19 protein-coding genes are annotated in these 20,417 nt (G+C 43.8%); 12 read left to right on the top strand and 7 right to left on the bottom strand.

The genetic code is table 11. The features are described 5' to 3' along the window. Window positions 1–387: 387 nt before the first annotated feature. The 3 genes from AB4238_RS09525 to AB4238_RS09515 form a co-directional block, all read right to left on the bottom strand. A complete protein-coding gene (locus AB4238_RS09525; protein WP_220735571.1) occupies window positions 388–966 on the bottom strand; it encodes a nucleoside triphosphate pyrophosphohydrolase family protein in 579 nt (192 codons plus the stop codon). Between the two features lie 132 nt (window positions 967–1,098). After that, window positions 1,099–1,392, bottom strand: a complete 294-nt coding sequence (locus AB4238_RS09520; RefSeq protein WP_372033186.1) for a hypothetical protein — start codon at window positions 1,390–1,392, stop codon at window positions 1,099–1,101. Continuing rightward, window positions 1,393–1,626, bottom strand: a complete 234-nt coding sequence (locus AB4238_RS09515; RefSeq protein ID WP_372033184.1) for a hypothetical protein — start codon at window positions 1,624–1,626, stop codon at window positions 1,393–1,395. Window positions 1,627–1,994: 368 nt separating this feature from the next. Here AB4238_RS09515 and nhaC point away from each other — a divergent pair, with 368 nt between their 5' ends. After that, window positions 1,995–3,497, top strand: coding sequence for a Na+/H+ antiporter NhaC (nhaC, locus tag AB4238_RS09510; protein ID WP_372033182.1), 1,503 nt, complete (start codon window positions 1,995–1,997; stop codon window positions 3,495–3,497). Window positions 3,498–3,559: 62 nt separating this feature from the next. On the opposite strand, the gene AB4238_RS09505 is transcribed toward nhaC, so the two are convergent. The 4 genes from AB4238_RS09505 to AB4238_RS09490 all read right to left on the bottom strand — a co-directional run bounded on the left by AB4238_RS09505 (window position 3,560) and on the right by AB4238_RS09490 (window position 8,537). Further along, complete coding sequence (locus tag AB4238_RS09505) at window positions 3,560–5,080, bottom strand: winged helix-turn-helix domain-containing protein (RefSeq protein WP_372033191.1); 1,521 nt, start codon at window positions 5,078–5,080, stop codon at window positions 3,560–3,562. 380 nt (window positions 5,081–5,460) lie between these two features. After that, window positions 5,461–6,084, bottom strand: a complete 624-nt coding sequence (locus AB4238_RS09500; RefSeq protein ID WP_372033180.1) for a TlpA family protein disulfide reductase — start codon at window positions 6,082–6,084, stop codon at window positions 5,461–5,463. Then, a complete protein-coding gene (locus AB4238_RS09495) occupies window positions 6,077–6,553 on the bottom strand; it encodes a cytochrome c-type biogenesis protein CcmH (protein WP_372033179.1) in 477 nt (158 codons plus the stop codon). Before AB4238_RS09495 ends, AB4238_RS09500 begins: the two co-directional genes overlap by 8 nt. Beyond that, complete coding sequence (locus AB4238_RS09490) at window positions 6,540–8,537, bottom strand: heme lyase CcmF/NrfE family subunit (protein ID WP_372033178.1); 1,998 nt, start codon at window positions 8,535–8,537, stop codon at window positions 6,540–6,542. The genes AB4238_RS09495 and AB4238_RS09490 overlap by 14 nt, the downstream gene beginning before the upstream one ends. Window positions 8,538–9,140: 603 nt before the next feature. On the opposite strand from AB4238_RS09490, the gene AB4238_RS09485 reads away from it, so the two are divergent. From AB4238_RS09485 to AB4238_RS09435, 11 genes are all read left to right on the top strand, one after another. Further along, a complete protein-coding gene (locus AB4238_RS09485; RefSeq protein ID WP_372033188.1) occupies window positions 9,141–11,174 on the top strand; it encodes a multiheme c-type cytochrome in 2,034 nt (677 codons plus the stop codon). Between the two features lie 72 nt (window positions 11,175–11,246). Then, complete coding sequence (locus AB4238_RS09480) at window positions 11,247–11,675, top strand: rhodanese-like domain-containing protein (RefSeq protein ID WP_371993193.1); 429 nt, start codon at window positions 11,247–11,249, stop codon at window positions 11,673–11,675. Window positions 11,676–11,735: 60 nt separating this feature from the next. Then, on the top strand, window positions 11,736–12,527 hold the full coding sequence (locus AB4238_RS09475; RefSeq protein ID WP_371993191.1) for an FKBP-type peptidyl-prolyl cis-trans isomerase: 792 nt from the start codon (window positions 11,736–11,738) through the stop codon (window positions 12,525–12,527). Window positions 12,528–12,569: 42 nt separating this feature from the next. Beyond that, a complete protein-coding gene (locus tag AB4238_RS09470; RefSeq protein ID WP_371993190.1) occupies window positions 12,570–13,286 on the top strand; it encodes a nitrite reductase in 717 nt (238 codons plus the stop codon). A gap of 53 nt (window positions 13,287–13,339) precedes the next feature. Then, window positions 13,340–14,044, top strand: a complete 705-nt coding sequence (locus AB4238_RS09465; RefSeq protein ID WP_371993188.1) for a 4Fe-4S dicluster domain-containing protein — start codon at window positions 13,340–13,342, stop codon at window positions 14,042–14,044. A gap of 2 nt (window positions 14,045–14,046) precedes the next feature. Then, window positions 14,047–14,994, top strand: a complete 948-nt coding sequence (gene nrfD, locus AB4238_RS09460) for an NrfD/PsrC family molybdoenzyme membrane anchor subunit (RefSeq protein WP_372033177.1) — start codon at window positions 14,047–14,049, stop codon at window positions 14,992–14,994. Between the two features lie 121 nt (window positions 14,995–15,115). Beyond that, window positions 15,116–15,601, top strand: coding sequence for a nitrous oxide reductase accessory protein NosL (locus AB4238_RS09455; protein ID WP_372033176.1), 486 nt, complete (start codon window positions 15,116–15,118; stop codon window positions 15,599–15,601). 20 nt (window positions 15,602–15,621) lie between these two features. Next, window positions 15,622–16,953, top strand: a complete 1,332-nt coding sequence (gene nosD / locus AB4238_RS09450) for a nitrous oxide reductase family maturation protein NosD (protein WP_372033175.1) — start codon at window positions 15,622–15,624, stop codon at window positions 16,951–16,953. After that, window positions 16,943–17,935, top strand: a complete 993-nt coding sequence (locus AB4238_RS09445) for an ABC transporter ATP-binding protein (RefSeq protein ID WP_372033174.1) — start codon at window positions 16,943–16,945, stop codon at window positions 17,933–17,935. Before nosD ends, AB4238_RS09445 begins: the two co-directional genes overlap by 11 nt. Beyond that, on the top strand, window positions 17,932–18,777 hold the full coding sequence (locus AB4238_RS09440) for an ABC transporter permease (RefSeq protein WP_372033172.1): 846 nt from the start codon (window positions 17,932–17,934) through the stop codon (window positions 18,775–18,777). The genes AB4238_RS09445 and AB4238_RS09440 overlap by 4 nt, the downstream gene beginning before the upstream one ends. Before the next feature lie 231 nt (window positions 18,778–19,008). Beyond that, window positions 19,009–20,286 (top strand): transcriptional regulator, encoded by a 1,278-nt coding sequence (locus tag AB4238_RS09435; protein WP_372033171.1) that lies wholly within the window; start codon window positions 19,009–19,011, stop codon window positions 20,284–20,286. Window positions 20,287–20,417: the final 131 nt, after the last annotated feature.

Here is a 20,417-nt window from a genome sequence, read left to right as displayed (position 1 = left end):
TGAAGACAAATCGAGTAAGCGAGGCATGGAAGTCGATATAGCCTGAGGTGAGTCATGGACGGCGAATATGAGGCGATAGCTATTTTCGAAAAGGAGTGAGGTTCAAAAACTCCGTCGGGGCGTCATGGTGTATGCAAGGAGGATAAGGCCGTTCTTTGACATCCATGCCACCGCGGCATTCATGAATCCATACATATCAGACGGGCAGTCCTTCTTGTTCGGGTGTGGACGAAGCACCACGACTATAATCAGACGTAGTCTGATGCATTAGAGGGTTTTACCTGTCGCAGGCGATTAGATGCGCCTTTATTCAAAGGTAAACAAGTTAGGGTATAAGCCAGTACACCCTAACTAAAACTAAACAACCCAAATAAAGCGAAAAGAAGATTAAGCTTTAACGAGCTTATCTAAATCCGCTGGACGATAGTACACCGATTTAAGCACCTTACCTTGGCGAACAATCTTACCCGCCATATCAACATCTTTAGCGCACTTAGCGATAATGAAATCACCTTTAGTGCTACCAACAATCTCTACGCCTTGCTCGGCATAAAACGCGATAGTCTCTGCTAGCTCTTGCTCGTTGCGACACACTTTGCTCATGTTGCTTGAGTGCACTTCATCCCAGCAAGTCACAAAATCGATTTCACGGTTTTTAGCCACATGTAAAAGTAGATCTATCACGTAGCTGATCTCAACACGGTCGGTCAGTTGAGTTGCACCTAAGTGCACTAAGCGGCCCATTAATACATAAACGGAGTCGACAATCGCGTCAGCTTGTTCCACTCGGCTGTCGGCTTCTGCAAGCTCTGTTAGTTCTTCGATAGCAAGGGAGGTGTGCAGAGTATCGGCTTTATCATCCAGTGTTGATTCATCTTCAATCGGCAAATCAAAGGTTGCCCGAAACTCTCTAATATCACGGTAAAGGTGGTCGTAGAGTGGTTGATCTAAAGCGGATAGTTTCATTGGTATTGCCCTTGGCGCTAATATTCAAAAATTGACGCCATAGTAAAGAAATGAGCTTAAAAATGAAAGCTTGGTCTATGAGTGAGTGGGCTCAAGCCTATGTTGTTATTTTAAGGTCTTGGAATGAGTCAGTTAATCCTCGTTAAGGCCTGAAAACAGAAATGCCATGATAGTGGTTAAAATACCCACTTCAACATCTTTATTGGTGCTTTGTTGGCCATTAATATTGTGTGCATCTTGCTGTTCTCTCGCTTCACGGGCCCTGTCTGCACCTGTAATGAAAGGTTCTGCAACGGATTGAGTTTGTTGCACACTGCATCCCGTTAAGGCTGGCGTAACCAATAACATGGCAGCAAGCAGACATGCTGCTGTGGCAGGCTTACTTATGCTGCTGAGTACAAACTTGTTATGTGCTTTTGGCATCATTTAGTTCTCAATTTTTAAGTGCTCAATAACTGGAGAGGTCAGTTCATTGAGTAGTGGCTGCAGTGAATCTGCACTGATATCTAATGCTTGCCAGCCATCGGTGCTCATAATCTCTAATGAGGTGATGTGAATTGGGGGCTGAACCGCACCATTTGGTCTATTCACGGCTGAGCTGCCAGCGATTCTAAAGATGCCTTTTTCGGTCGTAAGGCGACTGATATTAAACACTTGCATTGCGGCAGCACTTTTTCTGAATGATGCAGCTCACCATAAAATAATTGCCCGCACAATGAAAGAAGATGCAGGTTTGTTAGGATAATTTTTAACTTGAGCCACTTTTTCCTGTTTCGAGAAATTATTTTGTAAATATGTCTGCCAGCTTTAAAAGCTATATTTTTTGCATAATAAGTTGTCACGGAGTGGCTAGGTTGAATGGTTAGTCTGTTCTGCAGCGGACGTAGGTATTGTTGAAAGGGGGACTGAAGCTAGTTGGCTGGACGCTGATGTTGCATTTATGTAAGGATTGTCGGCTTGCTAAATCAGTTGCTCGTCTTAGAGGCGATATAACATAGCAAAAGATAACAATAATAAAAGGATGTTGTATGACCTCAAATAATGACCCGATTCCGTCGCCTACTGAAGAAAAGCCGCAACACAGGTTACCTTCGTTATTCGATGCACTGCTGCCTATCATCGCGCTGGTGATCATGTTGACCGCTGCGGTGTACCTATTCTCATCCGACAGTTCTTATGGTGCCAACCAGATTGCATTGATCATGGCGGCGTGTATTGCTTTGGTGATCGGCTGGAAAAATGGTTATAGCTGGAACGAGATGGAGAAGGGGATTGTACGCAGTATTGGCGTGGCAACTGGTGCTTTACTGATCCTGTTTACGGTTGGTTCGCTAATTGGTACCTGGATTTTAGCTGGTACAGTGCCGACGATGATCTACTACGGCATGTTGATCCTCAATCCTGAATATTTTTATGCGGCTTGCTGCCTATTATGTGCCGTGGTTGCTATCAGTATCGGCAGCTCTTGGACTGTTGCGGGCACCTTAGGTATTGCATTAGTGGGCGTGGCATCAGCCATGGGACTCAGTGTTGAAATTACTGCTGGTGCCATTATCAGTGGCGCTTACTTTGGTGACAAGATGTCACCAATGTCAGATACCACTAACTTAGCTCCTGCAGTGGCGGGCACTGATATTTTCTCCCATATTCGCCATATGGTATGGACTACCGTACCGAGCATAATTATTGCGCTGATTATCTTTTTGTTTATTGGTTTAAACAGTGAAGCGACGACCAACAGCAGCAACTTTGAAACCACCTTGTCCTTGATAGAAGCCCAGTTTGCACCGGGCTTACACCTGCTATTACCATTATTGGTGGTATTGTTCCTCGCATATAAGAGAATGCCGGCGTTTCCAACGGTAATTATTGGCACTATAGCTGGTGCTATTTGCGCTGCAATTTTTCAGTTTGATGGGGTAGTTGCACTAGCACAAGATGACACGCTATTACCTGTGGTTGCATTGGTGAAAGGCATTTGGATAGCCATGTTTAATGGTTATAGCGCTAACACTGGTGATGAAGTGCTAGATAGTTTATTAAGCCGCGGCGGTATGAGCAGTATGATTAATACAGTGTGGCTGATCTTATGCGCAATGACATTCGGTGGCATCATGGAAGTGACAGGCCTGCTTAAACGGATACTGCAGGGCATTTTAGTTGGGGTTAAATCAAGTGGTAGCCTAATTATTACTACCTTAGCCAGCTGTATTGGCGCTAACTTGATCACCGCCGATCAGTTTATTGCCATCGTATTGCCGGGACGCATGTTAAAAGTGGAGTACGCCAAGCGTGGCTTGGCGCCAGTGAACCTGAGCCGAGCATTGGAAGATTCAGCCACTATTACCAGCCCACTGATCCCGTGGAATACTTGTGGCGCTTACATGGCTAGCACACTTGGCGTTGCGACTATTGCCTATCTGCCCTACGCTTTTTTTAACTTAGTGTGCCCGTTTATTAGTGCCGCTTATGCCCATTATGATTTTAAGATTGAGCGTTTAGAGCCTGAATTGGAAGAGGCAACCGCGTAACCATTTTGACTGTCAGATAAGGCCGAGTATTTTAAAATACTCGGCCTTTTTTTTATGAGGATTTAGTTGTCTATTTGCCACTGTCTTTGGTTGTTCATCTCAGTGATCAACACTTGAAAGCTATGTTGATTGTGTAGATAGTCAAAGCTTGGGTGACGTAGTAATAATTCGCTGTTAAGTAAGCCCTGATTAATCGCCTGGATCAGATAGCGCAAGCTATCATCAGTTTGCTGTTGATGAGCGTAAATTAACGCTAATGACAAGCTGTCTTCTGCTCTGTCCGAACCGTTAGTGAGTCGGAGTTTGTACTGCTCAATCAGTGAGGGGGCAGCGAGATCTTGCTGGCTTAGATAAAGCAGTAGCTCAGCATGTTGGCGGGTATGGTTGTTGCTGCTGTTAATGTATGGGGTAATCGTTTTCGCTGCCAATTCAAATTGCTGCTGATATAGATAGCTTTGCGCTAGACCATAGTGATATTGGAACTGCTGTGGCTGTGATAACAGCAACTGACTAAAGTGACTTTGCGCCGCAGCTAATTGCCCCTGTTGCAGCAGCCAAAGGCCAAGCGTGGTGTTGCCAAGCACTGAGTCAGGCTGCAACAGCAATGCTTTGTCGAGCCATTCTCTAGCTTGTGAATATTGGGTGAGTGCGAGTAAGGTTTGTGCCTTGTGAACCATGCTAACGCTGTTGGTGTTATCTCTATCGAGTGCTTTATTGTTCCAATACAACGCCCGTTGTAACTGGCCCATTTCACGATAGATAAAGCCTAAGTTTGACATCGCTTCGCTAAAACCACTTGGCTTTTGCAGCGCTTTTAGATTGGCATTGGCGGCTTTAGTTAACCAGCCCTTATTGTAGTAAGCCAGTCCTAGCGCTTTATAAGCTTGAGCCAAATTGGGATCGAGTGCTATCGCTTTATAGGCGGCATCGATGGCTAACTGTTGCCAATGATCGTCACCGTTAAACTGAAATACCCCTTGGCTGTAAGCATCTGATAGCCCGGCATAAGCTTTGGCCATATTGGGGTTGATTTTTATGGCGGATTTGAACAGTTTTATAGCATTTAAGTTATCTGCTTGGCGATAGCGATGATAGTAATCTAGCGCTTTACGATAAAGCTCATTATCAAAGCCTTGGGCTTGTTGATCTGCCATGGTCTCGCTGAGTGATTTAGGAATATTATGGCTAGAGGAGATAAGCAGGGCGATGAAGGCAAACAGTACCACAATTGTGGCAAGCCCCAGTGAGGTAACCTTCCAAAATAAAGGATAACCGTGGCCAGCTTTAGGGCTGACATAGCTATCATTGGCTAAGCTTAACTTTACGCCTAAGGAGGAGTCGGCTATCGGCGTTTTGTTTACCTCACTAATCATGCGGTAACCACGGCCTCTGATCGCTTCGATATATTTGGGCTGTGAGGCGTTATCTCCTAGTGCTCGCCTTAGTAGCTTTACCCGTTGCTTCAATGTTTCATTACCAACTACTGTATCGGGCCAGACCTTTTCGACCAGTTGTTGTTGGCTTAATATCGCTGGAGCTGCTGCTAAAAGTGTACAAAGTAGCTGATAGCTTAACCAAGGCAGTTTTAGTTCTTCGGCGTCATTACGAACAAGTGTTCCAAGCTGGGTGTCTAACTTAAAGTCAGCAAATTGGTAGTGATAATTGATAGTGCCATCCTATAGCGTGCCCAGTGATTGGACGTTATCTTGGTAAATGACATTTGCTGCATATCCACAACTTAAATGCAGTGACCATTAGAGTCAGCTTTAGCTACTTGAGCCTATACTAAATATCTACTTTACCCATGTTTCACCAACTGACAACTGCTTTCACCAAGCTTCACCAAGATTTACTTAGCCTTTCACCGAGCAATTTGCAGCTGTTTTACAAAAAAGCCCCTTTGATCATCATCAAAGGGGCTGCTCTATAGATATGTTGAGTTAGAGCTTAGCGAGGAAAAGGGTTAGCGTTTTGCGTATTTGTCGATGAGTTTTTCAAGGTAAGGCTGGATCTCTTTATCTCCCCAATCGAGGTAGCCGCGCAAAAAGCCAATAAGGTTGCCCGAGCCGTCAAATACATAAGTGGCAGGGACAATATCTGCAGGCATGACCTGGCCGATGTTCATTTCAGGATCTAGCCAAGTTTGATAGTAACTAAGGTCGTGACGTTCTAAGAATGCCGCCACTTTATCGCTCTCTTCATCAATCGATATCGGCAGTACAAAAAGGTCATTGTTGATGTTGGCTTGACGAATAGCTTCCATCTGTGGGATCTCTTTAATACAGGGTGAGCACCAAGTCGCCCACAGGCTAACGAGTACCACTTTGCCATCAAACTGTTTTAGGTTTACAGCGTCCCCTTTGGTATCGCTAAAACTAACATCGGGCACCTGCCTTGCTGCGCTCATCTCGACAAATCGCGACATGATCATAGGTTTTTCAATCGGTTCGCCAGTATCGTAGACTTTGTTAGTCGGTACCGATGCCTGCGTAGAAAAAACCAAACCTAAACTAAGGCTGATAAAAGCCACCGATGAGAGAAGCCGCTGTTTGGCATTAAAGCCTTTATGTATACCTAACTTAGTCATGTGAAGTGTCCTGAATGTTCTTTGAGGCAATAAGTGTTGGTCTAATAAAAATGAATCCGCCGATAAGCACCATAATGACTAGCCCCAGTGGCAATAGCCAAAGTACAGCGGTATGGCTATTTAGCGGCGGCATATAGCGGATCTTGTCGCCATAACGGGCAACCATAAAGTCGATAATCGCCGCTTTAGATTGCCCCTCTTCTAACATCAAAAATATTTGCCCTTTCAGTTCACTGGCGATCTGACTTTGCGAGTCGAACAGGTTTTGGTTCACCGCCATGGGGCAGCGTAGTTCTCGAGCTATTTCAAAGCCAAGGACCTGTTTTTGTTGTTCGCTATAGTGGGTTGGCGCACTATGTTCTTGAGCGAATACAGTGATACAGATAAACAGCTGCAGCAATGCGATTACCGCAGTTGTGAAGAGCTTTACTGCAATCATATTATTGAGTGAGTGGCTAGGCAGTTTCATTACAAACCTCCTGATGCTGGCGGGGCTTTACTGCGGAGTTGACCATACTAGGCTTAGGCAGCAAAACGGTCGCCAATCCCGCAAACATCATTAGCATTGCACCTAACCATATCCAGTTTACCAGCGGTTTATAGCTTATTCGGATGAGGTATTCGTTGTCATTGAGATTGTTATTGTCAGTCAGTTTCTGTCCCATAGAAACATAGAGATCGCCAAATAAACCGCTGCGAATACCTGCCGCTGACATTTGCATTCCATTGGTTTTGAAGGTTTGCCTTTGAGGGTAAAGGTAGGTGATGAATTTGTCCTGGCTATCTAACACTCTGATCTGTGCTTGAATCGCACTGTAGCTGCGACTATCTACTGCTTGAGTCTCTTCATAGATAAAGCTGTAGCCACTAAGCGTTTTTCCTTGACCTGGCCCCATCCGAAGTAGCTCTTCAGTTTCGAAGTTTGATACCAAAGTAGCGCCCAGAACTGAGACAGCTACGCCCAAATGCGCAATACACATGGCGTAAAAGCGTATCGAGGAGCCGTAGTTACCATTGTTTACTTCATATTTTTTGAAAGCGACCCGTTGCACTACCGCAAGCCCTGTGGCACTGATGATCCACAGCGCAGAGAACAGACCAATTAGCAGCCAAATGTTAAAGCGATCTTGCATCATTAGGGTAGCAATGAGCGCCATAGCCAAACATATCGCTGCTAATATTAGTGCCGGTTTTAGTTTGTTGCTAGATTGCCATTTTTGCAGTGGCGCAAAGCCCATGAGTAAAAATATAAGCGCTGCTATAGGAATAAAGATACTGTTGAAGTAGGGCGCTCCTACTGAAATAGTTTGGCCGGTAATAACTTCAAAAATAAGGGGATAGCAGGTGCCTAGTAGCACTGAAATTGCTGCAACCACCAACAACATATTACCAAATAGAACCAAACTTTCTTTGGATAATAGTGAGAAGCCAAGAGGTGTTGACTTTATTTTTACTCGCTGGGCAAACAACGCCAAAGCAGAGCCTGAGAATACAATCAACAGGATGAGTATCGACAAACCACGGGTTGGATCTGAGGCAAAAGCGTGTACCGATTGCACTACACCTGAACGGACTAAGAAGCTACCGAGTAAGCTCAATGAGAATGCCAGTATGGCGAGAAAAATACTGCAGGAGCCAAGTAGTCCACGCTTGGCTGTCAGTAAGATAGAGTGCACCATGGCTGTAGCTACTAACCAAGGGATAAAAGAGGCGTTCTCTACAGGATCCCAGAACCACCATCCACCCCATCCTAGTTCGTTGTAAGCCCACCAAGAACCAAAAGCATTACCGCCAGTTAAGAACACCCATGCCAGAATCGCCCACGGTTGCAGGTAGCGAGCATATTGCTGACTAAGACCACCACTCAGTAAAGCGGCAATAGCGCCAGCAAAGCAGATGGTTAACCCTACATAACCAAGAAACAGTAGGGGCGGATGAATAATGAGTCCAATGTCTTGCAGTATTGGGTTGAGATCTCTGCCTTCAATCGGGATATCAGGCAGTAACCGCGTAAAAGGACTAGAGGTAAAAAGCAAAAATAGGCAAAACCCAAATATTAGTAAAGCAGCAACAGCAACAAGCTTATGGTGGAAATGTTGTTCGGTCTTGGGGGCACGGTTAATGATAAAGGCAGTCCAAACCGCTATAGATACTACCCAAAACAGCATTGAACCTTCATGTGAGCCCCAAACTGCAGCAACCTTATATAAGGTTGCTAACTGAGTGTTTGAGTTATTGGCGACATAGGCAACAGAAAAATCATTAACGAGAAAACAATAGGCCAGTACTGCTATTGCAGTTATTAAAGTAAAGCACATCAATGTTGCTAATGGCTTGGTGTAACTTAATAGGTATTCACTATCTAACTTAATACCCGCAACCGTTACGATGGATAATATAAGTGATAACGAAGAAGATATTATTAATAATATTAAGCCTATCTCTGGGATCATGTCTGTGCCTATTTATTAAATTTAAAGCAGTAAAATAAATATGTTCTACTCTATTTTAATTACTTGCGTTCATTTATTGAGCATGTATATAAATATTTTATCAATATTTAAATTAAGCGTTTTGTTGACTTGTTCTTATCCTAAGGGACGGGAATATGGATTAATGAGAGGCACCTCAAATTCTATAGCCGTCAAACTGATGGCTACAATTTTTAATATGTAAATTGCAGCCATCAGCTTTTTTTAGATCTAAAAATAACAGCTTTAACTCATAAAAACTTATCACTTAAAAACTCTATCTGCTTGTTACTAAAGGACTAAGAGTCTTTTATAACTCATCACAACTAATGCGTTTTTTTATGTGCTCTAGCGCATGTTTTTTCTATTTGGAATCAGGAGAATAGCGGTTGCTCAGTTGTTTAAGTCGTTCGGTGAACGGTTAGGTTTTGTAAAACATGTTTGATTTATTACGGGATGCTTAGCTGGATGAATAGCAAATCGGTGAAGCTATTTATAGGTTAAGTAAAGTAGAAGTTAAATGTGATGCGTTAAAAGTACCAACAAAATTCAAAGAATAAAACTGATGATAAGTAGGAGTGAATGATGAGACGATGGAAACACAAGGTAGCATTAAGCGTGCTGTTTTGTTTTGGTGCCATTGCTAATGTGAACGCTGCTGGCGGTAAATACAACAGCGTACCAGAAATGGGCAAGACAGCTAAAGAGATGATTGCTGATTACCAGGGCACAGAGAAAGTTAACGGTGTTAAAACACTGCAAGACTACGTTGTCCAAGAGGCAGAACTTTTCGATTTTCTATTCGAAAACCACCCTCTCTTTAAATATCAAGAGTCAGGTAACTTAGTGGGTGATTACCACATTAGTGACCGTGGTGAAGAGTATTTTGATACTGGACATAGCCCGAAATATAGCAAAATAGATGGAAAACCTCGCTCCATTCAATACCGTTTAGGGGCAAAATCAATTCTTGATTACCCTAACAATTTTGTTGGCCCAGAAAAATGTGCTGAATGTCATGCCGCTCAATATGAGAAGTGGAAACGTTCACGTCATGCAAAAACAATTCGTTTCCCTGGTGAGCATCCAGAAGTAGATAACGATATCGAAAAAACCATGTATGGCACCAAAGATACTTCTATTTTGCCAGACGGTATTACCCCTGACATGATCTACGCCACTGTAGGTACTCCCCGTACTAAATACGGTTTCATTGATGCTTGGCTAGTGCGCGGTACTTACCACATTGAAGGCGGCTTGTTGCGTGATGGCAGCGGTAAAATGGTTGCCGGTGCAAACCAGTTCTCCCGAGGTTGGGCGGAATGGCTTACCGACGATATGGCGAAGAAAATTAATGACGTTATTCCAGAGTTCCCACTTACTGTGGCTGACTTCGGTGACTCAGGTTCTCATCAAAAAGGCATGAGCTCTTATGGTGCTAAGTACCGTAAAGAGATGTTGTTCCAACCTGCTTCGTCTTACTGTGAAATTTGTCATACCTTCAAGTTCGACTTCCAAGACAAGCAAGAGTTCTTTGACGCCTTAGGTGACCCTAAGAAGCTGCAAGAACATACCATCTCTAAAGGTATTGCTTGTGAAGAGTGTCATGGCGCAGGTGGTCACTTAGATGGCGGTACTGGTGGCATGCAGTCTAACTGTGAACGTTGTCATCAACGCTTCCAATACGATCCAACAATGACTGAAAGTGCAGCTGAAAAAGGCAAGCCTGAGTTAGCGTTCGGCGTGAAGATGAAGTCTTTATGTCCATCTTGTGGTACCGAAGGTTCACAGATGTTTGGCTCTAAGCATTACGAAAAAGGCATGCGCTGTACAACTTGTCATGATCCGCATGAGGTGACTGACGGTGATTGGATGTCTGGTATCACTAAGCCGAAGCTGAAGAAAGACTGTAAAGATTGTCACGAAGCTCAGACTTTGATTGCTGAAAACACTAAGACGCACAGCGAACAAACTTGTCAAAGCTGTCACATGCCTAATATGGGTAGCTGTGAGAACTTCAAGGCGATGCAGTTCCCTGACCAAGCTGGTTTTGATGCGGTTCGTAAGTCTCACATGTGGAAGATTGACGTCGACCCAGTTCGTAAGACGCTGAACCCACCAGAAGGTGAGCCTCGTACTCAAGGCCCAGATGCTGGCAAAGGTTGGACTGTTGCTAAGAACGAAGACGGTCGTACTTACCTTGACTTAATGTGGTCTTGTGCACGTACCGCGATTTCAGATCATGACGTAGTAGAAAACAAAGGTTGTCATAGCCAGTTCCAATCAGAACTTGAAACAGGGCTGCACTATAAAGACCAAATGGAAATCTACGGCGAAGTAATGAAATGGCAGACGCCTATTAAGGAAGTATATGGCCAAGTTGAGCAAGCGTTAGTACGTATTGACCAACTACTTGAAGTGACCAAGCTTCCTACGGAAGACAAGACTCAAGTGCTACTTCTTACTGAGAAGGCGCAACAGACAGTTGACCTAATCAAGAAAGATGGTTCTTGGGGTGTACATGGTTTCCGCTACAGCCAGAAACGTCTAGATGCCGCGCTAACTTATGTTACTCAAGCGCAGAACATCCTTGATGGTTCAGGTTACAAAGCTAAATAAGCGATAAGCCTTTAACGACCTCGACACTGGACTAAGTACTAGAAGGTGTCGAGGTATTAAGAGAGGGATGAGATGAAAAAAGCACTGGGTCAAATACTAGTCACACTGACATTAATCGCAAGTTCGGCAAGCTGCTTAGCAGGTGGCGGTAGCGAAATGGCACCAGCACCAAGATATGAGCATCAGCTCAATACTATCACCATGCGCGAAGCTGAGATGTTACTAGAGCAAGGTGGAGTGACTTTCTTTGATGTTAACACGTTGGAGTTATGGGCTGAGGGATACATTCCCGGCGCTATCTATTTCAATATTCAAGATTGGAGAACGCTACTACCTGAAAAGAAAGACACACCGATGGTTTTTTACTGCGCCAACCGTATCTGTAATGCCAGTGAAATAGCAGCAAGAGCGGTGATGAAAATGGGTTATACCGATGTGAAGCAGATGCCAGATGGGATATATGGCTGGCGACTATCAAACCGAGTGATTGAAAAACCATAGAAGATGGATCTTTGGCAATCAATTTCGTGAATACTAATTTTCCTAAATGAGATGATAAAAATGACAAAAATTACTAAAACTTCATTAGCTGTTGTAGCAGGTCTTTCACTATTTATTTCTGCAAGCAGCATGGCAAATACACCACTCAATACTGAGGTTCAAAAAGAGTCTTACAGTATTGGCGCCTCTTTAGGCAAGTATCTCTCTAGCCAGATCTATTCTCAAACAGAGTTGGGCGCCGAAGTGGATGTTGAGCGAGTGATTGAAGGGGTAGTTGATGCCCTCAAGAACAACACACAATATTCAGATGAAGAGATTTTAACTTATCTGAATCAACGCGCAGAGCAATTAAATGCTGCTAAAGAAGCGGCCAATGAGCGCATCGCATTAGAAAACATGACCGCCGGTAGTAGTTACCTCGCTAATAACAAAAAACAAGACGGTGTCATCGTTACCGACTCTGGTTTGCAGTATCAAGTCGTTGCAGAAGGAGAGGGACGTAAACCTAACCCTGAAGACGTGGTTACTGTGCACTACAAAGGTTACTTAATCGACGGTACTGAGTTTGACAACTCTTATGAGCGTAACGAACCAAACCGCTTTGCACTGATGAGTGTGATTGAAGGTTGGCAGGAAGGGATCCCACTGATGAATGAAGGTTCTACCTATAAATTCACTATCCCGTCAGAGCTTGCTTATAGCACAAAGCAGGTTGGCATTATTCCACCGAGTTCCACCTTAGTGTTCGAAGTTGAACTGGTTAAAGTTGAAGCGCCAGGTGAGAACGCGCATGGCATGGGGCTAAGCGGTATGGGCATGGGTGGCATGATGGGATCCGGTAGCGGGCATTAGTCGCCACCCACTCAATAAGTTCACACAAATTAGAGAGTCACTATGAGTAGTCTTGCTGTTGGTATTGGTTTTTGTCTGGTTAGCGTTATTGCGTGTGTTTGGGGCCATCACCTTCAAGCTCATCATCTCAAACGTACTGCGCTAGCGAGCCAGGAGGCTGCGTCAACTGCTAAGGGACGAGCTTTTAACGGAGCGGTACCAGCAGCAATCTCTTTAGTGATGTTAATCATTCCCTTGATGGTTTACAGCCAGATAGGGCGGTTTAGTGAATGGGACAAAGGAGTCATTGACGAGAACATTGATTATCTGATCGCCGCAGATATCAATAAGAACGCACGAAAAGTAAATGAGCAACCTAGCAATGAAATTGCATTATTAACTTTAGCTCAATCGTACGCAGAGGGCGGCTTATATGCTCAATCTATAGCAACCTTAAATGACTTATTGCGCATCACAGGTGATGACGCTAACACGTTAGGGATGAAAGCCACTGCTATGTACTACCGCGACAATCGTGAGATGAGTATCGAAACCAAATTAGTGCTGGCTAGAGCGTTAGCACTGGACGAATTTGAGTTTCAATCTCAGTTACTTATTGCTACCGATGCATACCTTAATCAAGAGTATGAAACTGCAATTACTCACTGGCAGTTACTGCTACGCAGTCAAAGCCAACGCTTTAATCGAGCTTCAATTAATAATGCAATTTTAAAAACCGAGCAAAAAATAGCTAATCGTTCAGTGACTGCATCTGAGTAAAGTCACACCAATAAAAAATAGGTCAGCAAGACAGCTGATAGATGGAGGATGCTGTGAGTGAAAATATAGAGAGACGGAGGTTCCTTAAATGCTTAGGAGCCAGCTCTTTGATAATAGCGCCCTTAGGGTGCAGTTCTATCGAAGAGGAGTCAGATGCAAATAAACCCCATTATGTAATGGTGTTTGATCAAAATAAGTGCACCGGTTGTGGCGAGTGTAAGGACGCTTGTAACGTGACCAATAATCTTCCTGATGGTAAATCACGGATGATTATGGAGCAGCAATCAGGTGGCGTAGCAGGCGAAACTTGTCCTCACTGTGGCAAGAAGAACTGTGACTGTGAACGCAAATATGTACGGGTTTCGTGCCAGCAATGTAAGAACGCTCCTTGTGTCACAGTCTGCCCAACGGGCGCTGCTCATCGTGATGAGAAGACAGGCATTGTGACGATGGACGCATCGAAATGTGCGGGTTGTAAGTACTGTATTGGCGCTTGCCCATACGATGCTCGCTTCATCAACAAAGAGACTGATGTTGCTGATAACTGTGACTTCTGTTTAAACACCAAGCTTGTGAAGGGTGAGCTTCCTGCTTGTGTGCAGCAGTGTCGTTATGATGCGCTGATTTTTGGTGACGCCAATGATCCTACCTCTTATGTCAGCAAGTTATTAAGAGTGAAGGATTCTGTGCGGATCAAGCCTGGGTTTGGTACTGAACCTAGCTTGCGATACATACCAATTGTTAAGTTAGGGGTGTAGCAATGGACGGAACTATTGATTTTACCATGGGCTTGTCGCAAGGCATTGCTTGGCCTTGGCCGATTGCGGTTTATCTGTTTTTTGCGGGGATTTCCGGTGGTGCGCTAGCCACTGCGATATTCATCCGTATGTATAAGAAGCAGACAACCAATACGCCATTTTACAAAGCGGCTGCAGTGATTTCGCTAGCAACTATTAGCTTAGGCATGTTGTGCTTGGTGCTTGATTTGACCAACCCGTTATTCTTCTGGCGAATTTTGGTGTACTACAACCTTAATTCCGTGATGTCTATCGGTGTGATTGCACTAACAGCTTATATCCCGCTAACAGCATTAATCTCGCTTTACGCGTTAGAAGATGAGATCCGTGCTATTCCAGCGCTTAAGTTCTTAATCCCGGTGATTGAGAAGCTGCAGTCGGTGCGTAAGCCTGCTGAAATATTAGTGCTGGTTTTGGCTCTGTCAGTTTGTGCTTATACAGGCTTCCTTATCTCTGCGCTTATTCGTTTCCCGATTATCAATACCTCGGTGCTACCAGCACTATTTATTGCATCAGGGATCTCGGCTGGTGCTGCGGCAGCAAAAATGGTGGCGGTATCATTCTTCAAAGAGGACTTACACAGTCAAGACATGAAGTTACTGCATGGTGCTGAATGGCCAATTATGTTCGCTGAAGCCATGTTCATATTCATGATTGTGATGTCTTTGATGACGGGTAATGCTGGCGCCCAAAGCGCGTTTGAAGCCTTCCATACTGGGCAATGGGCAGCAGTGTTCTGGCTGGGTGTTATTGGTATTGGTTTTGGTGGTCCGCTACTGCTGAACTTTGCGACCAGTAAGTCATTCAGTCACTCTTCAAAAGCATTCTATGCTTCTGGGTTGTGTGCCGTGAGCGGCATGATGTGCCTGCGTTTATTTATCTTATATGCAGGACAAAACTTTGCAATCTAAGTTGTAAAGTTTGAATGATGGTGAGTAGGGCAACCTCAATTGCACCGCCCCTGCAGGGTCGCAATTGGGTGTTGTCTTGAAAGCTAGCGAGAAGGTTTTACCAATATATTTGAGGTTAGAAATGAAAAAACTCTTGGGCTTGCTGCTATTACCGTTGTTATTCGCCTGTAGCCAAAGTGCAGACGAAGACATTGTTGTTAAAGCGCAAGCGATTCATGACCATGACCGCTGCCATATGTGTGGCATGATGATTACAAAATACCCTGGACCTAAAGGTCAGGTACACCTCAAAGGCCAAGCGGTTACTCCTAAATTCTGTTCAACACGGGATATGTTTAACTTTGTACTACAAAGTGAAAACAAGCGCCAAGTACAAGAGTTATTCGTACACGATATGGCGAAGACCGACTGGGATCATCCACAAGATAGCGCTTTTATCGATGCTAAAACTGCATGGTATGTCTACGGTACGAGTAAAAAGGCGGTGATGGGACCTGCTGTGGCCAGCTTTGGCACCAAAGAGGCCGCGCTAAAGTTTGCCGAAGAGTTAGGCGGTATCGTACTTAGTTATGATCAGATTGATACCAAGTTGCTTGCGGGTGAGTGAGCTGAAATAGGTTAAGTGTTATGACCAAATTAGCTGTTGTGTCAGTTTCTATCCTGTTGATTGCCTGCGTAATGCTAAGCAACAACTCGATGGCTGCGACATGGTCAGTCAATAATAGCCAAGACCTACAGCAGCAACTCACTCAAGCACGCATTGGCGACACCATTATTTTAAAATCCGGCCGTTATCAGGGAAATGTAGAAATACAAAAATCACTCATCATTAAAGGTGAAGATGGGGCCGTTATTGATGCCAAAGGGTTGGGAAGTGCAATCACCATCAAAGCTAATGATGTCACGATTGAAGGCCTTAGGATTGAGAATTGGGGCGGAGATCTGTATGAGCGTGATGCGGGTATTTTGGTCATGGAGCACAGTCGCAATATCAAGATCATGCATAACCACCTGCAAGGTGATGGTTTTGGGATCCGAGCCGATCATAGTGAGCAACTGGTAATAGGTTACAACCAAATTCACGGTAATCCCCGACTACATGTGCTTGATCGAGGAGATGGTATTCATCTTAATCGAGTGCAGCAAGCAATGGTTGAGCTTAACCACATTGAACATGTTAGAGATGGCGTTTATATCGAATCGAGCAAAGGCAGCTTAGTGACGAATAACCATTTCTATCACCAGCAGTACGGTATTCATTACATGTATAGCGAGCATGATGAAGCTTATGGCAATCATAGTGAAAACGTCAGCGGCGGTTATGCGGTCATGAGCTCTAAATTTGTCTATTTACATCATAACCGAGCAGAAAATGCCACTGAGTACGGAGTGTTACTTAATATCACCAACGGTGCGCGCATTGAGTTTAATGTACTGCGTAATGTGCATAACCCCCAAGGTCAGGAAGCATTAGGTAACCAAGGTAGAGCAATGTTTATTTATGGCGCGTTAGATAACGAGATCCGCGGTAATGAGTTTGCCTTGAGTGATATTGGCATTGCGATGGCAATGGGTGGAGAGAAGAATCGTATTTATGAAAATAACTTTATCAATAACCTTACCCAGGTGAAGTACGTTGGCGATGAATTGCTGCAATGGAGCCAACAGGGGCGGGGTAACTATTGGAGTAGTTACATGGGCTGGGATCATACTCAAGACGGCATTGGTGATCAGAGTTATCAGCCTAATGATTCAATGGATAAATTATTCTGGCGTTACCCTGAAGCCAAATTTCTGATGAATAGCCCTGTGGTGTCACTATTACGTTGGGTCGAATCGCAAATGACGGTATTTACCGCTACGGGCATAAAGGATGATTTCCCTTTGATGCAACCGACTCAGATTAATCAAGTTGTCGAGTCGACAACTTCTGTCAGTGAGCTCGCTTATGAACACTAACATCCATTCTACTAGCCAAAAGCCCGTTGTAAGGGTTGAGCATGTTGGTTTACGCTTTGGTGACTTTGATGCATTGCAAGATATCAATATCGATATCTTTCAGGGGCAAACGCTTGCGTTACTTGGCCACAATGGTGCTGGAAAATCGAGTCTAATCAAATTGATTCTGGGGTTGGTAAAGCCAACGACAGGCAAGTTGCTCGTGCACAATAAGCCTAATCTATCGAGTGTCAATCTGGGGTACTTACCCGAAGATGTCAGCTTTTATGACAAGTTAACTGGCCTTGAAGTGTTGCGTTATTTCGCAGCGTTAAAAGGAGTTAATGACACCCGAGTCAAGCAATTAATTGAAGAGTTTGAGCTTGGTTATGCGCAGCACAAGCCATTAAAAACCTACTCAAAAGGGATGAAGCAACGCTTGGGCGTTGCGCAGGCGATTTTATCTCATCCCGATATTTTATTGCTCGATGAGCCAACCGTGGGGCTTGACCCACAGGCATCGCAGTTTCTTTATCAGAAAATAGATTCGCTCAAGCAGCAGGGCTGCGCTGTGATTGTCTGCACTCATGAACTGTCGATTGTAGAGAAGCATCTTGATAGTGCTTTGCTACTGGCACAAGGTCGTCGGGTAGGCTGTGGCAGCCTTAATGAGTTACGCCAAGCGAGTGGATTGAAGAGCCAAATAAAGCTCGCTGATTTTGCTGGTACTGTGCAGCGCGATAGCTATTTGGCCTCGTTTAGCCAAGGACAAAAACTACTGGTTGATAGTGCTGAGCGCAGCGCCGTGGTGGAATACTTGGTACAGCAAAAACAGTGCAGTGACTTTAGTGTTATTGAGCCGAGTTTAGAGTCTATTTACCATCATTGTATGTTGCAACAACTTGATAGAGCAGAACCAAGTAAAGTGGCTACAACACATAAAAGCTGGCGACAATCGCTACAGCAACTCCTTCGTCCAACGGTGAGTCAGAGTCCATTATGAATAGCATGCAGTTAACATCGCCTGTTTGGGTTATCGCGAGTAAAGAGTTACGTGACAGTTTACGAAATCGTTGGATCTTGTTTATGGGAGGCATATTTATGATGCTATCTCTGTCAGTCACCTTTGCAGGAAGTGCGGTCACCGGTGAATTAGCGTTGCCTCCGTTGGCTAACTTAATGTCGAGCCTCTCAACAACCGCAGTATTCATTATTCCCTTAGCGGCAATTTTACTTAGCTACGATAGTTTTGTTGGTGAGCAGGAGGCGGGGACTTTGCTATTGCTGCTGTCATACCCGGTCAGTCGTAGTCAGATATTAATGGGCAAACTTTTAGGCCACTGCTTGGTCATGTTTATTACTACTAGCTGTGCTTTTGGTTTAACGGCAATATTATTGATTATGCTAGGAGAGCAATACGCTCCCCATGAAGTATTGAGTGTATTTATGCAGTTTATTCTCAGTAGTAACTTACTCGCGCTGACGTTTATTTTGCTGGGTTATATTGTCAGTTTGCGAGCAACAGAGAAAGCCAAGGCAGTAGCGGGGCTGCTATTTGTGTGGTTTCTGTTAGTGCTTATCTATGATTTATTGCTACTAACTGTATTGGTTTCCGATGTCGGGTTTATGGATAAGCAGCTGCTTAACATTTTAATTGCGCTGAACCCTACAGATCTTTATCGAGCAATGAACTTAGTTGCTGTTGATGCACAAGGCACGGGCGCGGCATTATCTATGATTGCTGATATCGATTTAGGGTTATTTGCGATGTATTTATTGATGATGGGTTGGATCAGTAGTTTATTGTTTATTTCCCAAAGATTATTTAGTAGCAAACCGTTATAAATTGTTTTCTTTGTTGAGTTTGACTGTGGCATGATTGTGAAAAATTAGTGAGTGCTAATTCTGCATGTTATTAATTATTTTTCATTTTGTGAACAACAACATACCGCTGTTAGATATGACGAGCTAATTGAGGTAACAATCACATTTAAAAATTGTTTCTATCATTATAATCCAGAGTAATGTGCAGGTTTAATTGGCCTACTCAATTGACGACATTCTAAGAGGTTAATCTTGCTAAAAGTTACTCCTTATCTGGAGCTAGATGAGCAGGCTAAACAATTGATGGATCGTGTTAACAATACGACTATCAGTTTGACGTTTTCAGAATCTGCGGTTTTACATCAGTTACTTATTGTTGATGGTGTGTGTGGAAAGGAAGAGCTGCTGGCGATAGGCTGGCCTGACCGTGTTGTTGCGGCTACATCTTTGACTCAGTGCATTAGCACTTTACGTAAAAAGCTAGAAGACTATCCTGAAGTACAGCTAAAAACCGTTGCTCGCCGTGGCTACGAGCTGCATATCTCTGAGCGATCACACATCAAAATGTTGGCGGTGAATGATGCTGAATCGATAAAAACAGCACTCATTGATGCTTCAATGATGGTTAAAGTTGCCGGCATTGTGTTGGCGTTACTACTGATCCTGTTTTGCTGGTATAACAGCGATTATCATCGCAGTGTTAAGAATAGTGGCCTGTGGAATGCAGATAAGAAAATGGCTTTGAATATAGGGGGGACTAAAGAGATTGTACCTATGTTCTACAAGAATGATGTCGAGCATCTGCACCACTCTATGTGGCAAAAGCACCTTGCCCCTGAAAGTAATCACCTAGAAGACTTTAAAGGCTTTGAAGGTTTTACCGCGACCGATGGCCGTAACTACTCATTAGCGGTTTGTCCTGAAGTTGTAAAAGGCCAATGTTCCGGCCTTGGATTAATGAATATTGCTGCGATTGATTTGAATCCCGCAGGGCTAAATATCAATCAGTTTGCTGAGCTTTCTGAGCGGCTTGAGAAGCGTATTCGATATAACAAAATCATTATCCCTCATGATAGTAGTGATGGCGACATCACTGAACATCACTACCGTGCCGATGTGTATTTTCCTGTGGCTGGTGAACTGTTAGTTCGCGCAGATCTGAGTCTATCTTTGATCTATGAAGGGAAAGATAGTGGCCAATTTTATTCGGCAACGTGTATTACCGACGAAGACTGTTTAACCACGCCAATTAAATACAAAGTCCGTGGTACGTTTAAGCAGTACCAGCAGAAAATAAGCGGTATTGCGGTTGATGTGTTCCAAGTTAAGCTAAGCCAAAAAGAGTTCATTAAACCTGAGACTGTAAGTCCGTCGGCAATGCACTTTTATAGAGCGATTAGAAAGCATGATATTACCGATGAAGAGCTGTATTTTTATCGGGTTTATACTGATGAGAAAAGTGCAGTTTGGATTACACCTGTTCTAGGAAGTATCGTGGCTTGGTATAAGTATGATCAAGTAAGAATTTAGCCATTTAAAGAATACATAAATAAAAAGGGCGCTGATAATCTATATCAGCGCCCTTTTATTACAGCAACAAGTGTTTATACCAATCAGTATAAGAAATTGATCTACTCAGAGCGTTTTTGGCGAACTAATTC

This window comes from Shewanella sp. 10N.286.45.A1 (genome assembly GCF_041470405.1).
In the GTDB taxonomy this organism is placed as follows: domain Bacteria; phylum Pseudomonadota; class Gammaproteobacteria; order Enterobacterales; family Shewanellaceae; genus Shewanella.
The sequence above is the reverse complement of the archived record's forward strand: the minus strand, read 5'-3'. Positions and strand labels throughout refer to the sequence as shown.

What these genes read in the sequence shown, in the direction of transcription:
- AB4238_RS09525 (WP_220735571.1), bottom strand. Translation starts at nt 966, where the DNA reads ATGAAACTATCCGCTTTAGATCAACCACTCTACGACCACCTTTACCGT.
- AB4238_RS09520 (WP_372033186.1), bottom strand. Translation starts at nt 1,392, where the DNA reads ATGATGCCAAAAGCACATAACAAGTTTGTACTCAGCAGCATAAGTAAG.
- AB4238_RS09515 (WP_372033184.1), bottom strand. Translation starts at nt 1,626, where the DNA reads ATGCAAGTGTTTAATATCAGTCGCCTTACGACCGAAAAAGGCATCTTT.
- nhaC (WP_372033182.1), top strand. Translation starts at nt 1,995, where the DNA reads ATGACCTCAAATAATGACCCGATTCCGTCGCCTACTGAAGAAAAGCCG.
- AB4238_RS09500 (WP_372033180.1), bottom strand. Translation starts at nt 6,084, where the DNA reads ATGACTAAGTTAGGTATACATAAAGGCTTTAATGCCAAACAGCGGCTT.
- AB4238_RS09495 (WP_372033179.1), bottom strand. Translation starts at nt 6,553, where the DNA reads ATGAAACTGCCTAGCCACTCACTCAATAATATGATTGCAGTAAAGCTC.
- AB4238_RS09490 (WP_372033178.1), bottom strand. Translation starts at nt 8,537, where the DNA reads ATGATCCCAGAGATAGGCTTAATATTATTAATAATATCTTCTTCGTTA.
- AB4238_RS09485 (WP_372033188.1), top strand. Translation starts at nt 9,141, where the DNA reads ATGAGACGATGGAAACACAAGGTAGCATTAAGCGTGCTGTTTTGTTTT.
- AB4238_RS09480 (WP_371993193.1), top strand. Translation starts at nt 11,247, where the DNA reads ATGAAAAAAGCACTGGGTCAAATACTAGTCACACTGACATTAATCGCA.
- AB4238_RS09475 (WP_371993191.1), top strand. Translation starts at nt 11,736, where the DNA reads ATGACAAAAATTACTAAAACTTCATTAGCTGTTGTAGCAGGTCTTTCA.
- AB4238_RS09470 (WP_371993190.1), top strand. Translation starts at nt 12,570, where the DNA reads ATGAGTAGTCTTGCTGTTGGTATTGGTTTTTGTCTGGTTAGCGTTATT.
- nrfD (WP_372033177.1), top strand. Translation starts at nt 14,047, where the DNA reads ATGGACGGAACTATTGATTTTACCATGGGCTTGTCGCAAGGCATTGCT.
- AB4238_RS09455 (WP_372033176.1), top strand. Translation starts at nt 15,116, where the DNA reads ATGAAAAAACTCTTGGGCTTGCTGCTATTACCGTTGTTATTCGCCTGT.
- nosD (WP_372033175.1), top strand. Translation starts at nt 15,622, where the DNA reads ATGACCAAATTAGCTGTTGTGTCAGTTTCTATCCTGTTGATTGCCTGC.
- AB4238_RS09445 (WP_372033174.1), top strand. Translation starts at nt 16,943, where the DNA reads ATGAACACTAACATCCATTCTACTAGCCAAAAGCCCGTTGTAAGGGTT.
- AB4238_RS09440 (WP_372033172.1), top strand. Translation starts at nt 17,932, where the DNA reads ATGAATAGCATGCAGTTAACATCGCCTGTTTGGGTTATCGCGAGTAAA.